The following is a 21,903-nucleotide window of genomic DNA, read 5'->3' on the forward strand; positions in this document are numbered from 1 at the left end:
TTGAAATGTGTTACAATTCGAAAACAGTGGTATCGGAGGTGTATCTCATTGGCAGCAAAATCGACCGAACTGTGCTACAAAGGCCATCCGCTGCGCCGGAAAGACAACCTGCTCTATTACGGCAGCATGGCTGACAAGTACATCATTATGATGCAGATCCTCGACACGAAAAAGATCAAGGACCTCGACGTGGCGACGCGGGTCTCCGTGCAGCTTCAGCTCACCGACCCGGATCTGAAATCCCGCGACCGTGTGGTCAAAAAGACAGAAAAGGACGGCCTGTACAACGCCATGGATGTGGCGGCTGTGTGGCTGGACCGCGCGCTTGCGAATAACTAAGCAAAGGATGATTCTATGGCGAAACGATTTCTGAAAACAGCCGTTGTTTCCGCGCTCTTCGCGCTCACGCTGGCCGTTTCGGCTTCCGCGGCGAGCGCCGGCGGTGCGACGACGACGACGGCCGTCAACTTCCGAACGGGCGCCGGAACGAATTACGGCATTATCTCCACGCTCCCGGCAGGCACCCACGTCGTGGTGTCCACGCGCTCGAGCGGCGGCTGGGCCACGGTGGTCTACAACGGCACCGTCGGCTACATATCTTCCGATTACCTCAAACGCGCCAATGAAATGGATGCCAGCTTCGGTACCGGCACGATCAACGGCAGCTACGTGCGTATGCGCTCGGGTGCGAGCACGAGCAGCTCCATCCTCGGCACCTACAACTCCGGCACGACCATGACGATCACCGGCGTCAACGGCGCCTGGTACAAGGTCAGCTACAACGGCACCACCGGCTATGTCCACTCGGACTATGTCTCGCTCTCGGGCGTGACGAACGGCGGCAGCAGCACGGGCAGCTCCAACGGTTCGGTCAAGGGCAGCGATGTGCGCATGCGCTCCGGCCCGAGCACGAACTACTCCATCCTCGGTACCTACCAGAACGGCACGCCCCTGACCATCACCGGCACGGAAAACGGCTGGACGAAGGTCACCATCGGCGGCGTGAGCGGCTACATCCGCTCGGACTATGTCTCCGGCGGCGGGGCCGACAGCAAGGCCGGCTACATCAAGGGCACCGGCGTGCGTATGCGCTCGGGTGCGAGTACGACCAGCTCCATCCTCGGCGTGTATAACACCGGCACGAAGATGACCATCACCGGCGAGAGCGGCAACTGGTACAAAGTCAGCTACAGCGGCAGGGACGGTTATGTCAGCAAGGACTACATGACCACGACCAAGCCTGATAACGGCGGCGGCTCTACGAGCCAGACCGGCTACATCAAGGGCAACGACGTGCGTCTGCGTTCCGGTGCCGGCACGAATTATTCCATCCTCGGCACGTATAACAACGGCACGCCGCTGACGATCACCGGCACGAGCGGCAACTGGACGGCTGTCACCATCAACGGCGTCAAGGGCTATGTCAACAGCGCCTACGTCACCACCACGAAGTCGGACGGCGGCAGCAAGCCCAGCGGCTCCATCGGTGAGACCATCGTCGCCACGGCCAAGCAGTACATGGGCGCGCCGTATGTCTACGGCGGCATGAGCCCCTCGGGCTTTGACTGCTCCGGCTTTGTCAACTACGTGTACAAGCTCTGCGGCTATTCCATGAGCCGTGTGGCCAGCAGCATCTACAATAACAACGGCACCTATGTCGAGAAGGCCAACCTCCAGCTCGGCGACCTGGTGTTCTTTGCGAGCAACAGCTCCAGCATCGGCCACGTCGGTATCTATATCGGCAACGGCCAGTTCATCCACAGCAGCTCCGGCGCAGGCTGCGTCGTCATCAGCGACCTGAGCTCGAGCTACTACCTGAAGAATTACGTGGGCGCCAAGCGCATCGCGGGTTAACAGGCTTTTCTTTGTCCCCCGGCGAACCACCGGGGGACATTTTTTATCTTGTGGTATGGCCGGGAATATGGTACATTGAGGAAAACGATTTGTGTGTGTGAAAGGGCAGGTGAAGCCAATGCAGTGTCCCTACTGTGGACGAGACATCCCGGATGATGCGCGCTGGTGCCCCTACTGCGGGGGCGAGCAGACGCCGCCGGAAGATGATTTACAGAATGAAATCCTCCCGCCGGAGGATCAGCAGGATGCATCCGCGCCGCCGGATGATGGAAACGGGGAGCATTTCCCTTCCGGCTGGCAGGACAGCGCCCCCGCCGACGACTGGGACGATGAAGCCGAGCCGCAGGACGATCCCTGGGCAGACGACCCGCCCGTGCCCGGCTGGGAGGACGATGCGCCGTATGAGCCCGCGCCGGAGGACCGGGACGCGCCGCGCAGCAAGGCGCTGCTCATCGCCATCTTTGCCGCGCTCGGCGTGGCACTGATCGTGCTGCTCATTGCGCTCAACGTCAAGCCCAAGCCAAAAGACCCGGTCGTGGCCGCGACCCCGGCCGTGACGGCGACGGTAGAGCCGTCCGCCGCGCCGACACCGACGCCCACCCCGACCCCGACGCCGAGCCCCACGCCGACGCCTTCCGCCGGCAGCTACATCCTGCCGGACAGCGCCGCGCGCCGGCTCACGCAGGCGGACGTGGCGAACCTCACCTGGGAGCAGTGCTGCCTTGCCCGCAACGAGATTTTTGCACGCCACGGCCGCATCTTCCAGACGCCGCAGATCGCGGCCTATTTCGAGGCCCAGAGCTGGTATCACGGCACGGTGCCCGGCGCGTCGTTCGATAACAATTCGCTCTCGCCGACCGAGCGCGCGAACGCCGACTTCCTCGCAAATTACGAAAACGCCACCTGGGGGCACTCGTACTATTGAGCATATGCTCCATAGAGAACCGCCTCGCCGGTTCACGAATGAATATGAAAAAACCTCCGCAGCCGAAGCTGCGGAGGTTTTTCATGCGGTTTGAATCACACGTTCGTCTCGGCGACGGCGGCGCGCAGGGCGTCGGTGCGGTCGGTGTCCTCCCAGCGGACGCCGAGCTCCTCGCGGCCCATGTGGCCGTAGGCGGCGAGCTGGCGGTAGATCGGGCGGCGCAGGTCGAGGTCGCGGATGATGGCCGTCGGCCGCAGGTCGAACACCTGCTGCACGGCAGCGGCGATCTGTGCATCCGGCACAGTGCCCGTGCCCTGCGTGTCGACGAGCACGCTCACGGGCTCTGCCACGCCGATGGCATACGCCAGCTGCACGAGGCAGCGGCGGGCAAGCCCGGCCGCCACGATGTTCTTGGCCACGTAGCGCGCGGCGTAGGCGGCGCTGCGGTCGACCTTCGTCGGGTCTTTGCCGGAGAACGCGCCGCCGCCGTGCGGGGCGCTGCCGCCGTAAGTATCGACGATGATCTTGCGGCCGGTCAGGCCGGAGTCCGCCTGCGGGCCGCCGACGACGAAGCGGCCGGTGGGGTTGATGAGGTAGCGGGTGTCGTCATCGAGCAGCTCGGCCGGGATGGTCGGGCGGATGACGAGCTCGATCATGTCCTTGCGCAGCTGCTCCATGTCCACCTCCGGGGCGTGCTGCGTGCTGAGCACGACGGTGTGCACGCGCACGGGGCGATTCTGCTCGTCGTACTCGACCGTGACCTGCGTCTTGCCGTCGGGCCGCAGATAGTCGACCAGACCCTGCTTGCGCACGGCGGTCAGGCGCTTGGCCAGCTTGTGGGCCAGCGAAACGGGCAGCGGCATGAGCTCAGGCGTCTCGTCGCAGGCGAAGCCGAACATCATGCCCTGATCGCCCGCGCCGTTGTCGAGCGCGCTGTCGCCGGTCTCCTTGCTCTCGAGCGACTGGTCGACGCCGAGGGCGATGTCCGCGCTCTGCTCGTCGATGTTCGTGATGACGGCGCAGGTCTCGCAGTCAAAGCCGTATTTTGCGCGGTCGTAGCCGATCTCGCGCACGGTCTGGCGCACGACCTTCGGGATGTCGACGTAGCAGTCGGTCGTGATCTCACCCATGACGTTCACGACGCCGGTCGTGACCGTGCATTCGCAGGCGACGCGGCCGTTCGGGTCCTGCGCCAGAATGGCGTCGAGGATCGCGTCGGAGATCTGGTCGCAGATCTTGTCGGGATGTCCTTCCGTCACGGATTCGGATGTAAAAAGATGATGAGCCATTGCTATTCCTCGCTTTCTGTTGTGCCGGGCAAAGAAACAAGCGCCCCGACAGCCGACGGAGCGCTTGGAAAAGGCGAAGATCCTCATCTCTCGATTTGCACCGCCGGATTTGGCACCTTGCAGGTCTCTGCAGGTTGTCGGGCTTCACAGGGCCGGTCCCTCCGCCACTCTTGATAAGGCTGTGAAATTGTAAGGCACATTATACGCGCTTTTGCGCGCTTGTCAAGTCCAAAATTCCGAATTTCGTCAATTATTTTTCAGCCAGATCCACAGCCGCCGCCACCACGGGAGCTTTTTTCGTGGCTGGGGCGGGGCAGGGGGCGCGGGCTTTTCGACGGTGCGCCCGGCAAAGTACGTGTGCAGATACGCCTGACTGACAAACGGCTCGCCCGCGCCCTCGGGACGGAGGTAGCTGCCGTCCGGCTGCATGATCCACGCCTGCCGGTTGTCGCGCCGCATGGCGCTGAGCACCTCGAGCACCTCCGCGCGCGCGTTGGGGTCGGTCACGGCGGTAAAAGCCTCGATCCGGCGCATGGTGTTGCGCTCGAGCAGGTCGCCCGAGCCGATGAACACCTCCTGTGCCTCCCCGCGGCCAAAGACGAAAATACGCTCGTGCTCCAGATACCGCCCGATGATGCTGCGCACCGAGATGTGTTCCGTCCGCCCGGGCACGCCCGGCCGCAGGCAGCAGATGCCGCGCACGAACAGTTCCACCTCCGTGCCCGCCTCGCTCGCGCGCACGAGCCGCGCCATAACGTCCGCGTCGTTCATGGAGTTGACCTTGATGCCGATGTATCCCGCCGGGCCGAGGCGCGTCTGCGCCTCGATGTGCGCCATCAGCTGCGGCTTGTAGCCCTCCGGCGCGAGCCAGAGCGCCTCCGTCTCGCCGACGGTCTCGCCGCGCGCGAGCCGGTCGAACGTTTTCGCCGCGTCGCGCCCGATGGCCGGGTCGCTCGTCAGCAGCATGAGGTCGGTGTACTGTTCGGCAGTCTTTTCGTTGTAGTTGCCGGTGCCGACCTGCGTGTAGTAGCAGATGCCGCCGGGACACCGCCGCGTGATGAGGCACAGCTTCGTGTGCACCTTGTATTTCGTCAGGCCGTAGAGGATGCCGCACCCCGCGTCCTCGAGCATGCGCGAGTAGTCGATGTTGCTCTGCTCGTCAAAGCGGGCGCGCAGCTCGAGCAGGCACTGCACCTGCTTGCCGTGCTCGGCCGCGTAGGCCAGCGCCGCCGCGATGCGGCTGCTGCCGGCGAGCCGGTAGAGCGTGATCTTGATCGACACGACGTCCGGGTCGTCCGCCGCCTCGTACAGCAGGTCGACGAACGGGTTGATGCTCTGGTACGGCAGCGCGAGCAGCAGGTCGTGCTGCGCGAGATAGGCAAAGTAGTCGCCCTTTTGCAGCGCCACGTTTTTGGCCGGCGGGATCTCGGGACACGTCAGCCCCGCGAGGTCAAACTCCCCCGGCATCGTGAGCACGAACGACAGATCCGTCGGCGCGCTCGTCACGAACAGCTGCCGCTTCGGCAGCCCGAGCAGCTCGCGCGCGAGCGCGCGCATCTCGTCCGAGATGCGGCCCTGCACCTGCGCGCGCACCGGCTCGAGCCGGCGGCGCCGCCGCAGCAGCCGCTCCATCACGGCGCGCAGATCCGCGTCGCACCCGTCCATGATGTCACGCACGGAAATGTCGGCGCTGCGCGTCACGCGCACGATAGCCGTCTCGCGCACGCGCCGCTCGCCGAAGAGCAGGGGCGCAAAGTGCGCTACCAGCGGCGCCGTGAGCGCGAGCTTCTGCACGCCGTCGACCGTGAGCTTAAAAAACTTCGGCAGCTGCGTCGTCGGCACGAGCCCCGCGCCGCCGCGCTTGCCCGCAAAGCGCACGAGCACATACTGCTCGCGGTTGCGCAGAAACGGCAGCGGGTGCTCGGCGTCGAGCACCTGCGGGCTCAGCAGCGGGCGCAGCGCGTCGAACCGCCGCCGCAGCAGCACCTCGTCCGCCTCGTCGAGCCGGTCAAAGTCCAGGATCTCCACGTGCTGCTTTGCCAGCGCCGCCGTCACTTTGCGCCAGAGCGCTTCAAAATCTTTTTGCTGCCGCGCCGTCTCGTCATAGATCGCGCGCAGCTGCTCGCGCGGCGTCAGGCCCGTGATGGTCTCCGTGTGCCACGGCTGCAGCAGCGCCCGGTCGAGCAGCCCGCCGACGCGCACCATATAAAATTCATCGAGATTCGAGCAGTAGATGGACAGAAACTTCAGCCGCTCATAGCCCGGCAGCGTCTCGTCGGCTGCCTCGGCCAGCACGCGGCGGTTGAATTGCAGCCAGCTCAGCTCGCGGTTCAAAAACAGGCCGGCATAGGCCGGGTCGGGCGCGCGGTCGGAAAACAGGCCGCGGCTGTCGCTCTGCGCGGCCATCTGCCGCAGCGCCTGCGCGCCCGGCAGCTCGGCGCCGGAATGGTGGGGCATACCATCGCCTCCTTGGGTTTCGCACGATATTAAACCATTATACCCGAACTGTCCAACATTGGCAATCCCCGCGCAAAAAGGTTGCAAAACCGGGGCGAGACTGCTATAATTTTGGCATACAAAACCCCGTGAACATTCTGGAGGTAAGATCATGGATGCATTCCGCGTGCTCGAAATCAAAAAGAGCGTTTTTGAAAACAACGACCGGCAGGCAGATCTGCTGCGCGAAGAACTCAAGCGCAATCACACCTTCCTGCTCAATCTCATGTCCTCGCCCGGCAGCGGCAAGACCACGACCCTCATGGCGACCATCAACGCCCTGAAGGACGATCTGCGCATCGGCGTCATGGAGGCCGATATCGACTCCGACGTTGACGCCGCGACCATCTCCACCAGCGGTGCGAAGGTTATCCAGCTGCACACCGGCGGCATGTGCCACCTCGACGCGGGCATGACGCGCCAGGGCCTCGAGGGCCTCGGCACCGAGAACATCGACCTCGCCATCCTCGAGAACGTCGGCAACCTCGTCTGCCCGGCGGAGTTTGACACCGGCGCCGTGAAAAACGCCATGATCCTCTCCGTGCCGGAGGGCGACGACAAGCCGCTGAAGTACCCGCTCATGTTCTCGATCTGCGACGTGCTGCTCGTCAACAAGATCGACGTTGCGCCGTACTTCAACTTCGACCTCGACAAGTGCGTCGAGCGCGTCAAGAAGCTCAACCCGAACATTCAGGTGTTCCCGATCTCCGCGCTCAAGGGAGAGGGCATCGAGCCGTGGGCCGACTGGCTGCGTGAGCAGACAAAGACCTGGAACGCATAAGCGCCAGAAACAAAAACCGGGACGCTCCCGTCGGAGCGCCCCGGTTTTTTTATATGGGCCGGGTCGTTTCCCGTCACGGGTTGGCCTGCGCCCACGCGCGCACAAAGGCGGCGAACGTGCGCACGAGCGGCTTGCCCTCGCTCTCCGGCGGGATGGCCATGGCGATCGTGCGGTGCGCCGGGGGATCGAGCGGGCGCACGACGACGTTGTGGTGGTCCGAGCGCAGCACGAGCTCGTGCGCGATGCAGATGCCCAGCCCGCTCTCGACCATGGAGATCATGGCGTAATCGTCCGCCGTCTGAAAGCGGATGTCGGGGTGCACGTGCGCGGCGTCGAGCACGCGCAGCGCGTCGCGGTTCGTGCTGTCGATCAGGCTCACGACCGGTTCCGTGCCGAAGGCCGCGACGGGCACGGCCTCGCACGCCGCCAGCGGGTGGCCCGCCGGCAGCACGGCCAGCAGCCGGTCGCTGCACACGGGCACGATCTCGCCCGGCAGCTCGCTCGGCAGCGAGATGAAGCCCATGTCCACCGTGCCGCTGCGCACGTAGGCGTCCACCTCGGCGTACGCCCCGTCGAACAGGCGGAAGCGCGCCTCCGGATGCTGCACCTGAAACTGCTTGATCATCGGCGGCAGCCAGTTGACCGCCACGCTCTTGAACGTCGCAATGCGGATCGTGCCGCCGGCGCGCTCGCGCACCTCCTGGATGCGGCCGCGCAGGTGCGCATCCGCCGCGCACACCTGCTGCACGGCCGGCAGCAGCGCCTTGCCCGCCGGGGTCAGGTGCACGCCGCCGCGGTTGCGTACCAGCAGGGGAAAGCCGCAGTCGCGCTCGAGCCCCGCCAGCAGCTGCGTCAGCGCCGACTGGGACACGCCCAGCGCCTGTGCCGCGGCCGACACGCTCGCGCACTCCACCGTTTTTAAAAACGCCTCATATTGCCGCAGTGTCACACGTACCCGCTCCTTGTCCGAACTTTATCGCTTAAAATAAGATTATCTTATATTATACGCGCGGTTTCCAAAAAGTCAAGCGCAGAAATTTTCCCTGATATTGCAGCGGAAACGCCGCTTTTTTCCCGAAAAGTATGAAGAAATTGTTGACACGGCGGGGAAAGTGGCGTATCATACACACATATTGTTTTTACGGGAATTATATAAGGTTTCCTAATGAAAGGGGCAAAACATCATGGGTACTGCTTCGAGCGGTGAATGGATCGCCATATTACTGTATTTCGCGCTGGTCATCGGCGTCGGCGTGTATTTCTTCTTCCGTGACCGCCATCAGGAGGGCGAGAAGGAGTACTTCCTCGGCGGCCGCAGCATGGGCGGCTGGGTCGCGGCGCTGTCTGCCGGCGCGTCGGACATGAGCGCATGGGTGCTCATGGGCCTGCCCGGCTCGATCTATCTGTACGGCATCGGCAAGGTGTGGATCTCCGTCGGCCTGCTCATCGGCACGGTCTGCGCGTGGATCTTCGTCGCGCCGCGTCTGCGCCGGTACTCCATCCGCGCGAACGACTCGATCACCATCCCGCAGTTTCTCACCAACCGCTTCCTGTCCAAGAACAAGGGCCTGCAGATCATCTCGGCCATCGTGTTCGTCGTGGTCTACTGCGTTTACAGCGCCTCGAGCATTTCGGCCTGCGGCACGCTGTTCAACACCGTCACGGGCATGAGCGCCAAGACGGCCATGATCATCGCCACGGCCATCATCCTCGTGTACGTGTTCCTCGGCGGCTTCAACGCCGTGTGCTGGACGGACTTCTTCCAGGGCATGCTCATGCTTGCCGCGCTCATGCTCACGCCGATCCTCGCGCTGTTCGTCATGAAGGGTGCAGACTTTGTCGCACCGGTCATGGCCGTTCCGGAAAACTACTATAATGTGCTCTCCGGCGGCGGCTTCAACTGGAAGAGCATTTCGGACATTCTCTCCGGCCTCGGCTGGGGCCTCGGCTACTTCGGCATGCCGCACATCCTTGTGCGCTATCTGTCCATCAAGTCCGAGCACGAGATGCGCAAGAGCCAGATCATCGGCTGCAGCTGGATCCTGGTCATCCTGGCCATGTCCGCCGTCGTCGGCGTGATCGGCCGCCAGTTCCTCGGCGAGATCGACAACGAGAACCTCGTGTTCGTGCACATGGTGCGCCGTCTGTTCCCGGCGTTTATCTCCGGCGTGCTGCTCTCGGCCATTCTGGCCGCGGCCATGAGCACGGCCGACTCCCAGCTGCTGGCGAGCAGCAGCGCCTTCGCGTCCGATATCTATAAGCCGGTCATCCGCAAGGACGCCACCGACCACGAGATGCAGTGGGCGGGCCGCATCATCGTCATCCTCATCTCCGTCGTCGCGTACTTCATCGCGGCTGACCCGAACTGCGGCGGCATCATGGCGCTCGTCGAGTGCGCATGGGCTGGCTTCGGTTCCGCGTTCGGCCCGGTCATCCTGCTCTCGCTCTACTGGCGCCGCCTGACGTATTCCGGCGCGGTCGCGGGCGTGTGCGTGGGCTTTGCGGTCGACGCTTTGTGGTATGCGTTCCTGTCCACGCCGACCGGCCTGTATGAGATCATCCCCGGCTTCCTGTGCGGCCTGATCGCGGCGGTCGTCGTGTCGCTGTGCAGCAAGGCCCCGTCGAAAGAGGTCACGGACCTGTTCGACCGCGCCTTCGAGCCCACGGACTGAAACAAAATCGTGCCTGACAGCCGTCCCTCTCCGGAGGGACGGCTTTTTGCACATTTTCGCCAAAATGTCCTGCGTGATACTTGACATCGGGACAGGGAATCTGTATTATCTAATGGTAAAAGGAAACGGTATTAGTGAAATATCCATTTTTCACCCGGCCGCGGCCGGAGAAACGGAGCGAACCGATCATGGATTTTTTTGAACAGATCGCGCGCGAACAGGTGCGCGCGATGATCCTCAACCACGCGCGCCGCGAGGACCTCAGCCAGATCTTTTCGCAGGGCGAGATGCGCCTGCTCGGCTGCCTCAATGCCGGGGCGGACGGCCGTACGGCCGGCGAGCTGAGCACGCTGCTCGACCTGAGCACGGCGCGCATCGCGGCCATGCTCAACAATCTCGAGCGCAAGGGCGCGATCACCCGCGCGCGCGACACGGCCGACCGCCGGCGCGTCGTCGTGCGCCTGACCGAGCAGGGGCGGCACGAGGTGCAGACGTCGCTCGACGAGGCAGTCGCGTGCCTGTCGGAGGTCTACCGCCGCATGGGCGAGGCGGACACGCGCGAGCTGCTGCGCCTGAGCGACCGGGCGGGGGAGATCGCCCAGCAGATCTATGAAGAGCAGAAGGAGGACGCGCCATGCGGGTGCTGAAATACCTGCGCGGGCACATCCCGGCCGTGGCGCTGATCGTGCTGCTGCTCGTGGCGCAGTCGTTTTGCGAGCTGTCGCTGCCGGCGTACACGAGCCGCATCGTGGACACCGGCATCCAGAGCGGCGGCATCGAATATGCCGCGCCCCTCGCGCTCACGGACAAGACCATGGACGGCGTGCGCCTGTTTTTGTCGGATGACGACGCCGCCGCGGTCAGCGCCGCCTACACGGATGCCGACGGCGTCTGGACGATCAACGACACGGCGCAGCTGCCGGAGCTGGAGGGCATCTTCATCCGGCCGCTGGTCATGTATGCCCGCCTGTCGGAGCAGGGGGCGAACACCGTGCTCGCCCTGCGCCAGCAGATGCAGGGCGGCCTCATCACGCACGAGGAGATCCTCGCGCGCGGCGAGGAAGCGCTCAGCGGCATGGGCACGCTCACCGACAGCGTCCTGCACAGCGCGGCCGTGCAGTTTCTCAAGACGGAGTACGCCGTCGCGGGCCTGAATGTCAACCACATCCGCAACAGCTACCTGCTGCGCACCGGCGGGAAAATGCTCCTGCTCACGCTCGGCATGATCGCGGCGGCCGTGCTCTGCAATTTTGTCGGCGCGCGGATGTCTGCCGCCATCGGGCGCGACCTGCGCGCGCAGGTGTTCCGCAAGGTGCTGTCGTTCTCGTCCGCCGAGATGGACAAGTTCTCGACGGCCTCGCTCATCACGCGCACCACGAACGACGTCACGCAGATCCAGGCGGTGTGCGTGCTGATCGTGCGCGTCGTGCTCTATGCGCCGGTCATCGGCCTCGGCGGCATTATCATGGTCGCGCGTACGAAAACCGGCCTCGGCTGGATCATCGCGCTGGCCGTCGCGGCGATGCTGCTGCTCGTCGGCGTGCTCATGAAGATCGCCATGCCGCAGTTTCGCACCATGCAGCAGCGCGTGGACGACGTCAACCTCGTCAGCCGCGAGGTGCTGACCGGTCTGCCGGTCATCCGCGCGTTCCACCGCGAGCGGCACGAGGAGGAACGCTTCGACACCGCGAGCGCGGCGCTCATGAAAACGCAGCTGTTCGTCAACCGGACCATGGCGTTCATGGGCCCGGTCATGACGCTCATCATGTACGGCGTCACGGTCATGATCGAGTGGTTCGGCGCGAAAAGTATCAACGCCGGCAATATGCAGATCGGCGACATGATCGCCTTTTCGACCTACGCCTCGCTCATCATCATGGCCTTCATGATGATCACGATCGTGGCGGTGCTCCTGCCGCGCGCCGAGGTCTCGGCCACGCGCGTGGACGAGATCCTGCGCACGCGCGCGAGCGTGCGCGACCCGCGCAGCCCCGAGCCCGTGCCCGCGGACGCGACCGTCACGTTCGACCACGTGTCGTTCCGCTATCCCGGCGCGGAGGACGACGTGCTGCACGACATCAGCTTCACGGCGCGGCCCGGCGAGGTCACGGCCATCGTCGGCTCGACTGGCTGCGGCAAATCGACGCTGCTGAATCTCATTCCGCGCTTTTACGATGCGACCGGCGGCACGGTCAGCATCGGCGGCGTGAACGTGCGCCGCCTGCACCAGACCGACCTGCGCGCCATGCTCGGCTACGTGCCGCAAAAGGGCGTGCTCTTCACGGGCGACATTCTCTCGAACCTCGAGTTTGGCGGCGACGTCTCGGAGGCCGACGCCATCCGCGCCGCCGCCACGGCGCAGGCCGAGGACTTCATCTGGTCGCGGCCGCACCACTTCCTCACGCCGGTGGCGCAGGGCGGGGCGAACGTGTCCGGCGGGCAGCGGCAGCGCCTGTCCATCGCGCGCGCCATCGCCAGACACCCGCAGGTGTACCTGTTTGACGACAGCTTTTCCGCGCTCGACTATCAGACGGATGCCGCGCTGCGTCAGGCGCTGGCCAAACAGACGCACGACGCTACGGTCATCATCGTGGCGCAGCGCCTGAGCACGATCCTGCACGCGGATCAGATCCTCGTGCTCGACGGCGGGCGCATCGTCGGCCGCGGCACGCACAGCGCGCTGCTGCGCAGTTGCGAGACCTACCGCGAGATCGCGCTCAGCCAGCTCAGCGCCGCGGAACTCGGAGAGGAGGGGTGACCATGGCGGGTCCCAGACGCGGACCGGGCCGCATCCCGGAAAAACCGAAAAACTTCAAAGGCACGATCACGAAGCTCTTCCGCTGCCTCGGCCGCTACCGGCTGCCGCTTGTGCTTGTGCTCGTGCTCGCACTGGCGAGCACGGCCTTCGGCATCGTCGGGCCGAAGATCCTCTCGACGGCCACGACGGAGCTGGCCACCGGCCTTGGGCGCAAGCTCTCGGGCCTCGGCGGCATTGACTTCGGCAAGATCGGCAAGATCCTGCTGACCGTGCTCGCGCTCTATCTCGTCAGCGCGGCGTGCAGCTTCTTCCAGTCGTGGATCCTCGCCGGCATCACGCAGAAGCTCGCCTACCGCCTGCGCGGCGAGATCAGCGCCAAGATCCACCGCATGCCCATGCGCTACTTCGAGCGCAACACCGTCGGCGACGTGCTCTCGCGCATCACCAACGACGTCGACACCATGTCCTCCGGCATGGCGCAGTCGGTCACGCAGCTTGTCACGAACGTCACCATGCTCGTCGGCGTGCTGGTCATGATGCTGCGCATCAGCTGGCTCATGACGCTCATCGCGCTCATCGTGCTGCCGGTCACGGGCGTGCTCACGGGCCGGATCGTCAAGCGCAGCCAGCGCTATTTTGTCGCCCAGCAGAAGAACCTCGGCGATATCAACGGCAAGGTCGAGGAGACTTACGCCGGGCACAACGTCATCTGCGCCTTCAACCGCGAGGGCGCGACACAAAAGGAGTTTGACGCCATCAACGCGCGGCTCTACCGCTCGGCGTGGAAGAGCCAGTTCCTGTCCGGGCTCATGTCGCCGGTGACGACGTTTGTCAGCAAGCTCGGCTACGTGTGCGTGGTCGTGCTCGGCGGCTCGCTCGCCGCGCGCGGCACCATCACGATCGGCGACATTCAGGCATTTCTCAACTACATGGCGAACTTCACGCAGCCGATCACGCAGCTGGCGCAGATCAGCACTCAACTGCAGACCATGGCGGCCGCGGCTGAGCGCGTGTTCGCCTTCCTCGACGAGGCGGAAGAGCCGGCCGACCCCGCGCTGCCCGCCCCGGCGGAGCACATCCGCGGCGACGTGTCGTTCCGGCACGTGCGCTTCGGCTACGATCCCGCGCAGCCGGTCATCCATGACTGGAGCTGCGACGTGCCGGCAGGCAGGACCGTTGCCATCGTCGGCCCGACCGGCGCCGGCAAGACCACGATGGTCAAGCTGCTCATGCGCTTTTACGATGTCGACGCCGGCGCGATCTTCGTCGACGGGCGCGACGTGCGCGACTATGCGCGCGGCGACCTGCGGCGCGCCTTCGGCATGGTGCTGCAGGACACGTGGCTCTTTAAGGGCACAATCATGGAAAACATCCGCTACGGCCGCCCCGAGGCGACGGACGCCGAGGTCATCGCGGCGGCAAAGGCCGCGCGCGCCGACGCCTTCATCCGCACGCTGCCCGGCGGCTACCAGATGGAGCTCAACGAGGAGGCGACGAACGTCTCCCAGGGACAAAAGCAGCTGCTGACGATCGCACGCGCCGTGCTGGCAAACGCCCCCATTCTCATTCTCGATGAGGCGACCAGCTCGGTCGACACCCGCACCGAGCAGCTCATCCAGGAGGCGATGGATCACCTCATGCGCGGCCGCACGAGCTTTGTCATCGCGCACCGCCTGAGCACCATCCGCAATGCCGACTGTATCCTCGTCATGCGCGACGGCAACATCGTCGAGCAGGGCACGCACAGCGAACTGCTCGCGCGCGGCGGGTTCTATGCCGCGCTCTACAACAGCCAGTTCGAGGACGTGGTCGCGTAAAATATTCGGTGTTATGACAACCAAAACCGCGCAGGAATGCTGATTCCTGCGCGGTTTTCCCATTCAAATACGATGTTATGTAAACAGAAAAGCAAAATATACAGTTATGGTAACTGCATTATGAAAACCAAATACTTAGAAAATGCTTATAATTTCAGCAAGAATGATGAAATATAATTGAATTATGTAAACTGAATTATGTAAATGCAACGGAGCGACATGGGTGCTTGCGCTATTTCAGTTATGGAAACAGGATTATGACAACCAAAATTAAGAAAAAATATTGATATTTCAGTATATTTTTATATTTATTTATCATTTATGTAAATATCATTATGTAAACATATCGCATAATAACCAGCCCCGCGCAAAGATTCTCGCGCGGGGCTGGGGAGCCTGGTGTATTTTCCGGTGGCTTTCCGGCGCGCTCGACTGCGGCGCGCCAAGGCCGCCCCTTCGGTGCGGCGCGCTGCGGCTGTCCGGCCGGCCTTGGCGCGGCCGTGTGCCGGGGTGCGCTGCGTACCCGCCGCACACCCCGGCAGCCTTATGCGTACTCGACCTTGATGGTGTTCGTGTTGCCGCTGCGGCCGTTGATGATGCCGCCGGTGATGATGACCTTGTCGCCCTTTTCGAGCTGCATCACCTGCCGGCTGACCTGCAGCGCGTGGTAAAACAGCACGTCGGTGCTCTCGTACACCTCGCTCATGACGGGCGTGATGCCCCATGAGAGGGCGAGCTTGCGGTAGGCGCGCTCGTTCGTGGTCAGGCCGATGATGTCCGTCGGGCCGCGGAAGCGCGAGATCAGCCGCGCGGTGCGCCCCGTGATGGAGCAGACGGTGATGACCTTCGCGCCGATGTCGATGGCCATGCCGCACGTGGCGTGGCTGATGGCGTCGAGCGTGTCGTGGATCTCAAACTGCGTCTTGGGGAAACGTTTGGCGTAGTTGATGTGCGCCTCGGTGTATTCGGCGATGCGGGCCATGGCGCTCAGCGCCTCGACGGGGTGCTCGCCCGCGGCCGTCTCGCCGGAGAGCATGATGGCGCTCGTGCCGTCGTAGACGGCGTTGGCCACGTCGGCGATCTCGGCGCGGGTGGGGCGGATGTTGTGCGTCATGCTCTCGAGCATTTCGGTCGCGGTGATGACGCGCTTGCCAAGCAGGCGGCACTTGCCGATGAGCTCCTTCTGGATGCTCGGCAGCTCCTCATACGGCACCTCGACGCCCATGTCGCCGCGGGCGATCATGATGCCGGTGCACTCGGTGAAGATCTCCTCGATGTTGTCGATGCCGGGCTGATTCTCGATCTTGGCGATGACGGAGATGTCCTCGCCGCCGTTGGCGCGCAGGAAGGCGTTGAGGTCGGCCAGGTCCTGCTTGCGCGACACGAAGGACGCGGCCACGAAGTCCACGTCGTTTTCGATGCCGAAGAGCAGGTCGCTCTTGTCCTGCTCGCTCAAAAACGTCTGCTTGAGCACCTTGTTCGGGAAGCTCATGCTCTTGCGGTCCGAGAGCACGCCGCCGGCGGTGACGCGGCAGATGACGTCCGTGTCGGTCGTGGCGGTGACGGTCAGGGCGATGAGCCCGTCGTTGACGAGCACGGTGTCGCCCGGCTCGAGATCCTGCGCAAGCCCGGCGTAGCTCACGGACACGCGCTCGGCGCTGCCGGTGACAGGTTCGGTCGTGAATGTGAACGTGTCGCCGTTGTGCAGCTCGATCTTCCCGCCCTCGAACGTGCCGATGCGGTACTCCGGGCCCTTCGTGTCGAGCATGATGGCGATGGGCAGGTCGAGCTCCGCGCGCAGCTTTTTGATCCGGTCAATGCGCACCTGGTGCTCGGCGTGCGTGCCGTGGGAAAAGTTCAGGCGCGCGACGTTCATGCCCGCGAGCATCATGGCGCGCAGCGTCTCCTCGCTGTCGCAGGCGGGGCCGATGGTGCAGACGATCTTCGTTTTTCTCATATCCGACTCCCTCTCCGCATGTTGCGGTTTACTTTTTCTTCTTGCCGAACCAGCGGCGCTCCTTGCGGTTGCGGCCCTCGGGCTCGTCAGCGGCGGTGATGTTCCGGGCGGCCTCGGCCACGGCGTCGGCGTCAAAGTCGACGCCCATTTCGGCCGCGGTGTTGCGCATCTGATCAAAGAACTCGAGCTGGGCCTTGAGCGTCTGGAGCATTTCGCGCGTGAGCGCAAGGCCGCTGCCGACGCCGGGGTCGATGATGATGCCGGTGTCGTTCGAGGAGAGCACGAGCGGGGCGTAGTCCTTCACGCCGAGCTCGACGCTGCCCATGTTGCGCCACTGCAGCAGGCGCGCGCGGTCGGTGAACGCGCAGAAGAACGTGCGCCCGTCGTCGGTGCGCACCTTGCCGAACTGCAGGTGCTGCTGGCCGTCGGCCGGGGCAGCTTCGCCCTCGGGCCGCTGGGCGGGGAAGAACAGCGGCGCCGCGATCATGGTCGCGGCCAGGCGCTGGAAGTTCTCCTTCGAGGCGTTGATCTTGCACGCGTCGAGCGCGTCGCGCAGATCCTCGGCCAGCGCGGCGCGCATGGCCTGCTCGGGCGTGCGCTCGCTGAGCTCGATGTGGAAATCGGGGTAGGCCACGCGCAGCATGTCCAGCGCGGTGCTCAGGCCCTGCACGTCTTCGTCGGGGCGGTCGTTGGCGGCCACGACGAACAGGCGCGGGCGGTGATTGGCGCTGCGGTCGACGATGCCGGAGGCGTAGAGCTCCTCGAGCTTCGTCTGGATGCACAGGGCGATGCAGTTGGGGCGCTCGCTCGTGGCGGTCACGGCGATGGCGTAGGTCTCGTCGCCGTCCTGCACGGGCATTTTCGCCGCTTCGAGAATGTGCGGGCGGCCGAGACCGTAGGCGGCCTCGGCCTTGTGCTGCTCGCGCTCGGCGTCGGTCATGTCGTCGATGTTGTCCGGCTCCGTGTAGGCGCCGGCGGCCAGCAGCTCCGCCACGGCCTTGCGGCGGATGTCCTGAATGCCGAGCAGCTGCATGGCGCGCGAGCGGTCGGCGGCGACGTGGTCGTACAGATCGTTAAAATTACTCATATGCTTCCTTCCCGGGGCCCTGGGCGCCCCTTGGTTTTCTTTGCCGCCATTATAACACACCCCGCGCCAAATGCAAAGCGCCGATTCACCGCGGCAGATTGCACAAACATTGCCGTAGGGCGCAAAAAAATTTTCTTGCCGCAGATCGCCGGTTTCTCTTTGCAAGCGGCAAAAATGTTGCTATAATGATTTTGTATGAAAACTTGGGTTTTGGCGTCCGCACGCAGGACGCGGAGATTTTCAAAAAGAGAGGAAGTTACGATATGATTCCACACGGCAAAGAGATCAAGGTGTTCACCGGCTCGTCCAACCCCGACCTGGCGGACATGATCTGCAAGAACCTCGGCATCTCCCTGGGCAAGAGCACGGTCACGGCGTTTGCCGACGGCGAGTGCTCCATCTCCATCAACGAGCCCGTCCGCGGCGTGGACGTGTTCATCGTGCAGAGCACCTGCAAGCCGGTCAATGACAGCCTCATGGAGCTGCTGGTCATGATCGACGCAATGAAGCGTGCCTCCGCCGGCCGCATCACCGCCGTCATCCCGTATTTCGGCTATGCCCGGCAGGACCGCAAGGCCAAGGCCCGCGACCCGATCTCGGCCAAGCTCGTGGCGAACCTGCTCACCGTCGCCGGGGCCGACCGTGTGCTGACCATGGACCTGCACGCAGCGCAGATCCAGGGCTTCTTTGATATCCCGGTGGACAACCTTTACGGTGCGCCGCTGTTTGCCACGCACTACCTGCGCCGCTTCGGCTACGGCCGCGAGGACATGGTCGTCGTCTCGCCGGACGTCGGCAGCGTGGCGCGCGCGCGTTCCTTCGCCATGAAGATGGGCCTCGGCCTCGCCATCGTGGATAAGCGCCGCGAAAAGGCCAACAGCTCCGAGGTCATGAACATCATCGGCAGCGTCGAGGGCAAGACCTGCCTGCTGCTCGACGACATGGTCGACACGGCCGGCAGCCTGTGCGGCGCGGCCAAGGCCATCGTTGAGGTCGGCGGCGCGAAGGAAGTGTATGCCTGCGCGTCCCACGGCGTGCTCTCCGGCCCGGCCATCGACCGCATCAACGACAGCGTCATCGACGAGCTGCTCCTGCTCGATTCCATTCCGTATCCGAAGGACAAGCCGGCCTGCGACAAGATCCACTATCTGCCCGTCGCACCGATGTTCGCCGAGGCCATCAACCGCATCTATGAAGAGATGAGCATCTCCTCGCTGTTCGAGTGATGTTTTTTTCCGATCACGGCGGCGTGCAGTGGCTGGTCGTGTTTCTCGGCAACCCGGGGCTGAAGTATCAGAATACACGGCACAACGCGGGCTTTCTCACGGCGAACGTCGTGGAAAAGGACTGCGGCGTGCACATCGACCGGCTGCGCTTTCACGCGCTCACGGCACAGGCGGAGCTCGGCGGGCAGAAGGTCCTGCTCATGAAGCCGCAGACGTTTATGAACAACTCCGGCGAGGCCGTGGCGCCGGCGGCAAAGTTTTATAAAGTGCCGCCGGAGCATATCCTGGTCGTGTCGGACGAGATCCACCTGCAGCCGGGCCGCCTGCGCATCCGCACGAAGGGCTCGGCCGGCGGGCACAACGGGCTCAAGAGCATCATTGCCTGCCTCGGCACGGACGCCTTTCCCCGCATCCGCATCGGCGTCGGCGCGCCCCCGCACCCGGACTATGACATGCCCGACTGGGTGCTTGGCACGTTCCGCGGCGAGGACAAGACCGCCATGGACGACGCGGCCGTGCGCGCGGCCGAGGCCTGCGCGGTCTACATCCGCGACGGGGCGGACCGCGCCATGAGCCGCTTTAACTGAACACCTGTCAGGGGTTTCCCACGTCCACTGGAACCGCCGCAGCCGACCGTGGGGGCATTGCCGCCGGGCCGCACGCGAAACCGGTCGAGGCGCGGGAGGCCCCTGATCTATTCGCAACTGGAGAAAAGGAGGAGCGCATCCCTTGAAAAAACACTGTATCGCCATGCTGCTCGCGGGCGGGCAGGGCTCGCGGCTGTATGCCCTCACGGCGAAGGTCGCCAAGCCCAGTCTCCCGTTCGGCGGCAAGTACCGCATCATCGACTTCCCGCTGTCCAACTGCGCCAACTCCGGCATCGACACCGTCGGCGTACTCACGCAGTACCAGCCCCTGCTGCTCAACCGCTACATCGGCAGCGGCCAGGCATGGGACCTCGACAGCATCGACGGCGGCGTGTACATCCTGCCCCCGTATCAGAGCGCGGGGGAGCGCGGGTCGTGGTTTTCCGGCACGGCCAACGCCATCTATCAGAACATGGACTTCATCGAGATGTATGACCCCGACTGCGTGCTCATCCTCTCGGGCGACCATGTGTACAAAATGGACTATGACAGGATGCTCCGCGCGCATGAGCAGGCCGGCGCGGCCTGCACGATCTCGGTCATCCAGGTGTCGATGGACGAGGCCTCGCGCTTCGGCATCATGAACGTCGGGCCGGACGGCTTCATCGAGGAATTTGAGGAAAAGCCCGCCCACCCGAAGAGCGACCTTGCGAGCATGGGCATCTACATCTTCGACTGGAAGGTGCTGCGCAGGTATTTGATCGAGGACGAGGCCGACCCCAACTCCGACAAGGACTTCGGCAAGAACATCATCCCCAAGATGCTCGCCGCCGGGGAAAAGCTCCTGCCGTACCGGTTCGAGGGCTACTGGCGCGACGTCGGCACGATCGTCAGCCTCTGGGACGCGAACATGGATATGCTCTCGCCCACGCTCATCAATCTCTATGACCCGAAGTGGCCCATCCGCGCCAAGAGCCCCATCCGCCCGCCGCACAGCATCGGTCGGCAGGCGGAGGTCGTGCACTCGATCATCACCGAGGGCTGCACGATCGAGGGCCATGTGGAAAACTCCGTGCTCTCCAACTCCGTCACCGTGGGCGCGGGCGCGCGTGTGCTCTACAGCATCCTGCACCCCGGCGTCGTCGTGGAGCCGGGCGCCGTGGTGGAGTATGCCATCCTCGGCGAGGGCACGGTCGTCGGCGCGGGCGCGCACGTCGGCGCGCAGCCGGACGGGACGGACGCCTGGTGCGTCGCCACGGTCGGCCCGGACGTGGCGGTGCCCGCCGGGGCAACGGTCCCGGCCGGGGCCATGATCTATGACGGAGCGGAGGTGCACGCATGAGCAAGGTACACGGCATCGTTTACGCATATCACAGCTCCCCGCGGCTTGGGGACCTGACACGCTACCGCACGAACGCATCGCTGCCGTTTTGCGGGCGCTACCGGCTGATCGACTTTGCGCTCTCGTCGCTCTCGAACGCGGGCGTGCACAGCGTCGGCGTCATCATGCAGCGGGACTATCAGTCCCTGCTCGACCACCTCGGCAGTGGCAAGGCGTGGGATCTGTCGCGCCGCAGCGGCGGGCTGCACCTGCTGCCGCCGTTCGGCGTCAATACGCGCGGCGACTATACCGGCACGGCCGAGGCGCTCAACGCGGTCATTTCCTACGTGCGCAATATTCCGGAGTCGGAGATCGTGCTCATGCCGGCGGACATCGTCTGCAATCTCGACCTTGCCGCCGCCATCGCGCAGCATGACGCCTCCGGCTGCGGCATCACGGCCATCTGCCGCGGCGGCGCCGTAACGGGAGAGCACCACCGCTACCTCACGGACGCGCACGGCCGCGTCACGAAGCTCATCACGAGCGCGTCGGCCGGCGCGGGCGTCGCCGCCATGGAGATCTACATCGTCAATAAGGACGTTCTGCTCTCGATCCTCGATTTCTGCGCGCAGGAAAACCGCTTCCACTTCCACCGCGACGGGCTGTTTGAATACCTCGGCCGCGGCGGCACGATGGACGTATTCCTGCACACGGGCTACGCCGTGCGCGTGGACGCGGTCGCGGACTATTTTGCTGCCAGCATGGATATGCTCGATCCGGACGCGCGCGCATCGCTCTTCCCGGCTGACCGCCCGGTGCGCACGAAGGAGCGCGCGGACGTGAGCACGTACTACGGCGAGCACGCGCACGTGGAAAACTGCCTTGTGGCCGACGGCTGCTTCATCGAGGGCACGGTCACGGACTGCATCCTGTTTCGCGGCGTGCGCGTCGCGCGCGGGGCGCATCTGAGCCGCTGCATCGTCATGCAGGACACCTGCATCGCGGCGGACGCCATTTTGCAGTACGCCATCGCGGACAAAAACGTCCGCATCGGCCCGGCCGTCACGCTCACCGGCTGCGAGGCCCTGCCGATCGTGATCCCCAAGGGCAGCGAGCTCTGACCCGAACGAACC

18 protein-coding genes and 1 riboswitch are annotated in these 21,903 nt (G+C 64.4%); of the genes, 12 read left to right on the plus strand and 6 right to left on the minus strand.

Annotated features, from left to right (window positions below; translation table 11 throughout):
• Positions 1 to 48 precede the first annotated feature (48 nt).
• The 3 genes from OGM61_03915 to OGM61_03925 all read left to right on the plus strand — a co-directional run bounded on the left by OGM61_03915 (position 49) and on the right by OGM61_03925 (position 2,779).
• Complete coding sequence (locus tag OGM61_03915; GenBank protein UYI85228.1) at positions 49 to 339, plus strand: hypothetical protein; 291 nt, start codon at positions 49 to 51, stop codon at positions 337 to 339.
• A 15-nt stretch (positions 340 to 354) separates the two neighbouring features.
• Positions 355 to 1,854, plus strand: a complete 1,500-nt coding sequence (locus tag OGM61_03920) for an SH3 domain-containing protein (GenBank protein UYI85229.1) — start codon at positions 355 to 357, stop codon at positions 1,852 to 1,854.
• 118 nt (positions 1,855 to 1,972) lie between these two features.
• The gene (locus tag OGM61_03925; GenBank protein ID UYI85230.1) at positions 1,973 to 2,779 is read left to right on the plus strand and encodes a YARHG domain-containing protein; all 807 of its coding nucleotides are present in this window, start codon (positions 1,973 to 1,975) and stop codon (positions 2,777 to 2,779) included.
• Between the two features lie 95 nt (positions 2,780 to 2,874).
• Here OGM61_03925 and metK read toward each other — a convergent pair whose 3' ends face one another.
• Together metK and ppk1 are read right to left on the minus strand one after the other, a co-directional pair.
• Positions 2,875 to 4,068, minus strand: a complete 1,194-nt coding sequence (gene metK, locus OGM61_03930) for a methionine adenosyltransferase (GenBank protein UYI85231.1) — start codon at positions 4,066 to 4,068, stop codon at positions 2,875 to 2,877.
• Positions 4,069 to 4,148: 80 nt separating this feature from the next.
• A riboswitch (SAM riboswitch) is annotated at positions 4,149 to 4,248 on the minus strand.
• A 66-nt stretch (positions 4,249 to 4,314) separates the two neighbouring features.
• Positions 4,315 to 6,525: a polyphosphate kinase 1 gene (gene ppk1 / locus OGM61_03935; GenBank protein ID UYI85232.1), complete on the minus strand. Its 2,211-nt coding sequence runs from the start codon at positions 6,523 to 6,525 to the stop codon at positions 4,315 to 4,317.
• Between the two features lie 151 nt (positions 6,526 to 6,676).
• On the opposite strand from ppk1, the gene hypB reads away from it, so the two are divergent.
• On the plus strand, positions 6,677 to 7,345 hold the full coding sequence (gene hypB / locus OGM61_03940) for a hydrogenase nickel incorporation protein HypB (GenBank protein UYI85233.1): 669 nt from the start codon (positions 6,677 to 6,679) through the stop codon (positions 7,343 to 7,345).
• A gap of 73 nt (positions 7,346 to 7,418) precedes the next feature.
• On the opposite strand, the gene OGM61_03945 is transcribed toward hypB, so the two are convergent.
• On the minus strand, positions 7,419 to 8,294 hold the full coding sequence (locus tag OGM61_03945; GenBank protein UYI85234.1) for a LysR family transcriptional regulator: 876 nt from the start codon (positions 8,292 to 8,294) through the stop codon (positions 7,419 to 7,421).
• Positions 8,295 to 8,529: 235 nt separating this feature from the next.
• Here OGM61_03945 and OGM61_03950 point away from each other — a divergent pair, with 235 nt between their 5' ends.
• The 4 genes from OGM61_03950 (at position 8,530) to OGM61_03965 (ending at position 14,592) form a co-directional block, all read left to right on the plus strand.
• Positions 8,530 to 10,017 carry a sodium/proline symporter gene (locus OGM61_03950; GenBank protein ID UYI85235.1) on the plus strand — a complete coding sequence of 496 codons (1,488 nt, stop codon included), beginning with the start codon at positions 8,530 to 8,532 and terminating at the stop codon, positions 10,015 to 10,017.
• A 188-nt stretch (positions 10,018 to 10,205) separates the two neighbouring features.
• Positions 10,206 to 10,664: a MarR family winged helix-turn-helix transcriptional regulator gene (locus OGM61_03955; GenBank protein UYI85236.1), complete on the plus strand. Its 459-nt coding sequence runs from the start codon at positions 10,206 to 10,208 to the stop codon at positions 10,662 to 10,664.
• Complete coding sequence (locus OGM61_03960) at positions 10,652 to 12,775, plus strand: ABC transporter ATP-binding protein/permease (protein UYI85237.1); 2,124 nt, start codon at positions 10,652 to 10,654, stop codon at positions 12,773 to 12,775. The genes OGM61_03955 and OGM61_03960 overlap by 13 nt, the downstream gene beginning before the upstream one ends.
• Before the next feature lie 2 nt (positions 12,776 to 12,777).
• Complete coding sequence (locus tag OGM61_03965; GenBank protein UYI85238.1) at positions 12,778 to 14,592, plus strand: ABC transporter ATP-binding protein/permease; 1,815 nt, start codon at positions 12,778 to 12,780, stop codon at positions 14,590 to 14,592.
• A 544-nt stretch (positions 14,593 to 15,136) separates the two neighbouring features.
• Here the strand turns inward: OGM61_03965 and pyk are convergent.
• From pyk to OGM61_03980, 3 genes are read right to left on the minus strand one after another with little or no spacing between them, the layout of a single operon-like run.
• A complete protein-coding gene (gene pyk / locus OGM61_03970) occupies positions 15,137 to 16,549 on the minus strand; it encodes a pyruvate kinase (GenBank protein UYI85239.1) in 1,413 nt (470 codons plus the stop codon).
• A 28-nt stretch (positions 16,550 to 16,577) separates the two neighbouring features.
• Positions 16,578 to 17,636 (minus strand): SseB family protein, encoded by a 1,059-nt coding sequence (locus OGM61_03975; protein UYI85240.1) that lies wholly within the window; start codon positions 17,634 to 17,636, stop codon positions 16,578 to 16,580.
• Positions 17,633 to 17,911: a hypothetical protein gene (locus tag OGM61_03980; GenBank protein UYI85241.1), complete on the minus strand. Its 279-nt coding sequence runs from the start codon at positions 17,909 to 17,911 to the stop codon at positions 17,633 to 17,635. Before OGM61_03980 ends, OGM61_03975 begins: the two co-directional genes overlap by 4 nt.
• Between OGM61_03980 and OGM61_03985 the strand changes: the two genes are divergently transcribed.
• The 4 genes from OGM61_03985 (at position 17,900) to glgD (ending at position 21,891) form a co-directional block, all read left to right on the plus strand.
• Positions 17,900 to 18,862: a ribose-phosphate pyrophosphokinase gene (locus OGM61_03985; GenBank protein ID UYI85242.1), complete on the plus strand. Its 963-nt coding sequence runs from the start codon at positions 17,900 to 17,902 to the stop codon at positions 18,860 to 18,862. The two genes, OGM61_03980 and OGM61_03985, sit on opposite strands and share 12 nt — an antisense overlap.
• Positions 18,862 to 19,449: an aminoacyl-tRNA hydrolase gene (gene pth, locus OGM61_03990; GenBank protein UYI85243.1), complete on the plus strand. Its 588-nt coding sequence runs from the start codon at positions 18,862 to 18,864 to the stop codon at positions 19,447 to 19,449. The genes OGM61_03985 and pth overlap by 1 nt, the downstream gene beginning before the upstream one ends.
• Before the next feature lie 163 nt (positions 19,450 to 19,612).
• The gene (locus OGM61_03995; GenBank protein UYI85561.1) at positions 19,613 to 20,791 is read left to right on the plus strand and encodes a glucose-1-phosphate adenylyltransferase; all 1,179 of its coding nucleotides are present in this window, start codon (positions 19,613 to 19,615) and stop codon (positions 20,789 to 20,791) included.
• Complete coding sequence (gene glgD / locus OGM61_04000) at positions 20,788 to 21,891, plus strand: glucose-1-phosphate adenylyltransferase subunit GlgD (GenBank protein ID UYI85244.1); 1,104 nt, start codon at positions 20,788 to 20,790, stop codon at positions 21,889 to 21,891. The genes OGM61_03995 and glgD overlap by 4 nt, the downstream gene beginning before the upstream one ends.
• Positions 21,892 to 21,903: the final 12 nt, after the last annotated feature.

This window comes from Clostridiales bacterium, assembly GCA_025757645.1.
Taxonomy (GTDB): domain Bacteria; phylum Bacillota; class Clostridia; order Oscillospirales; family Oscillospiraceae; genus CAG-103.

What these genes read in the sequence shown, in the direction of transcription:
- OGM61_03920 (UYI85229.1), top strand. Translation starts at nt 355, where the DNA reads ATGGCGAAACGATTTCTGAAAACAGCCGTTGTTTCCGCGCTCTTCGCG.
- OGM61_03925 (UYI85230.1), top strand. Translation starts at nt 1,973, where the DNA reads ATGCAGTGTCCCTACTGTGGACGAGACATCCCGGATGATGCGCGCTGG.
- metK (UYI85231.1), bottom strand. Translation starts at nt 4,068, where the DNA reads ATGGCTCATCATCTTTTTACATCCGAATCCGTGACGGAAGGACATCCC.
- ppk1 (UYI85232.1), bottom strand. Translation starts at nt 6,525, where the DNA reads ATGCCCCACCATTCCGGCGCCGAGCTGCCGGGCGCGCAGGCGCTGCGG.
- hypB (UYI85233.1), top strand. Translation starts at nt 6,677, where the DNA reads ATGGATGCATTCCGCGTGCTCGAAATCAAAAAGAGCGTTTTTGAAAAC.
- OGM61_03950 (UYI85235.1), top strand. Translation starts at nt 8,530, where the DNA reads ATGGGTACTGCTTCGAGCGGTGAATGGATCGCCATATTACTGTATTTC.
- OGM61_03955 (UYI85236.1), top strand. Translation starts at nt 10,206, where the DNA reads ATGGATTTTTTTGAACAGATCGCGCGCGAACAGGTGCGCGCGATGATC.
- OGM61_03960 (UYI85237.1), top strand. Translation starts at nt 10,652, where the DNA reads ATGCGGGTGCTGAAATACCTGCGCGGGCACATCCCGGCCGTGGCGCTG.
- OGM61_03965 (UYI85238.1), top strand. Translation starts at nt 12,778, where the DNA reads ATGGCGGGTCCCAGACGCGGACCGGGCCGCATCCCGGAAAAACCGAAA.
- pyk (UYI85239.1), bottom strand. Translation starts at nt 16,549, where the DNA reads ATGAGAAAAACGAAGATCGTCTGCACCATCGGCCCCGCCTGCGACAGC.
- OGM61_03975 (UYI85240.1), bottom strand. Translation starts at nt 17,636, where the DNA reads ATGAGTAATTTTAACGATCTGTACGACCACGTCGCCGCCGACCGCTCG.
- OGM61_03985 (UYI85242.1), top strand. Translation starts at nt 17,900, where the DNA reads ATGATTCCACACGGCAAAGAGATCAAGGTGTTCACCGGCTCGTCCAAC.
- pth (UYI85243.1), top strand. Translation starts at nt 18,862, where the DNA reads ATGTTTTTTTCCGATCACGGCGGCGTGCAGTGGCTGGTCGTGTTTCTC.
- OGM61_03995 (UYI85561.1), top strand. Translation starts at nt 19,613, where the DNA reads ATGCTGCTCGCGGGCGGGCAGGGCTCGCGGCTGTATGCCCTCACGGCG.
- glgD (UYI85244.1), top strand. Translation starts at nt 20,788, where the DNA reads ATGAGCAAGGTACACGGCATCGTTTACGCATATCACAGCTCCCCGCGG.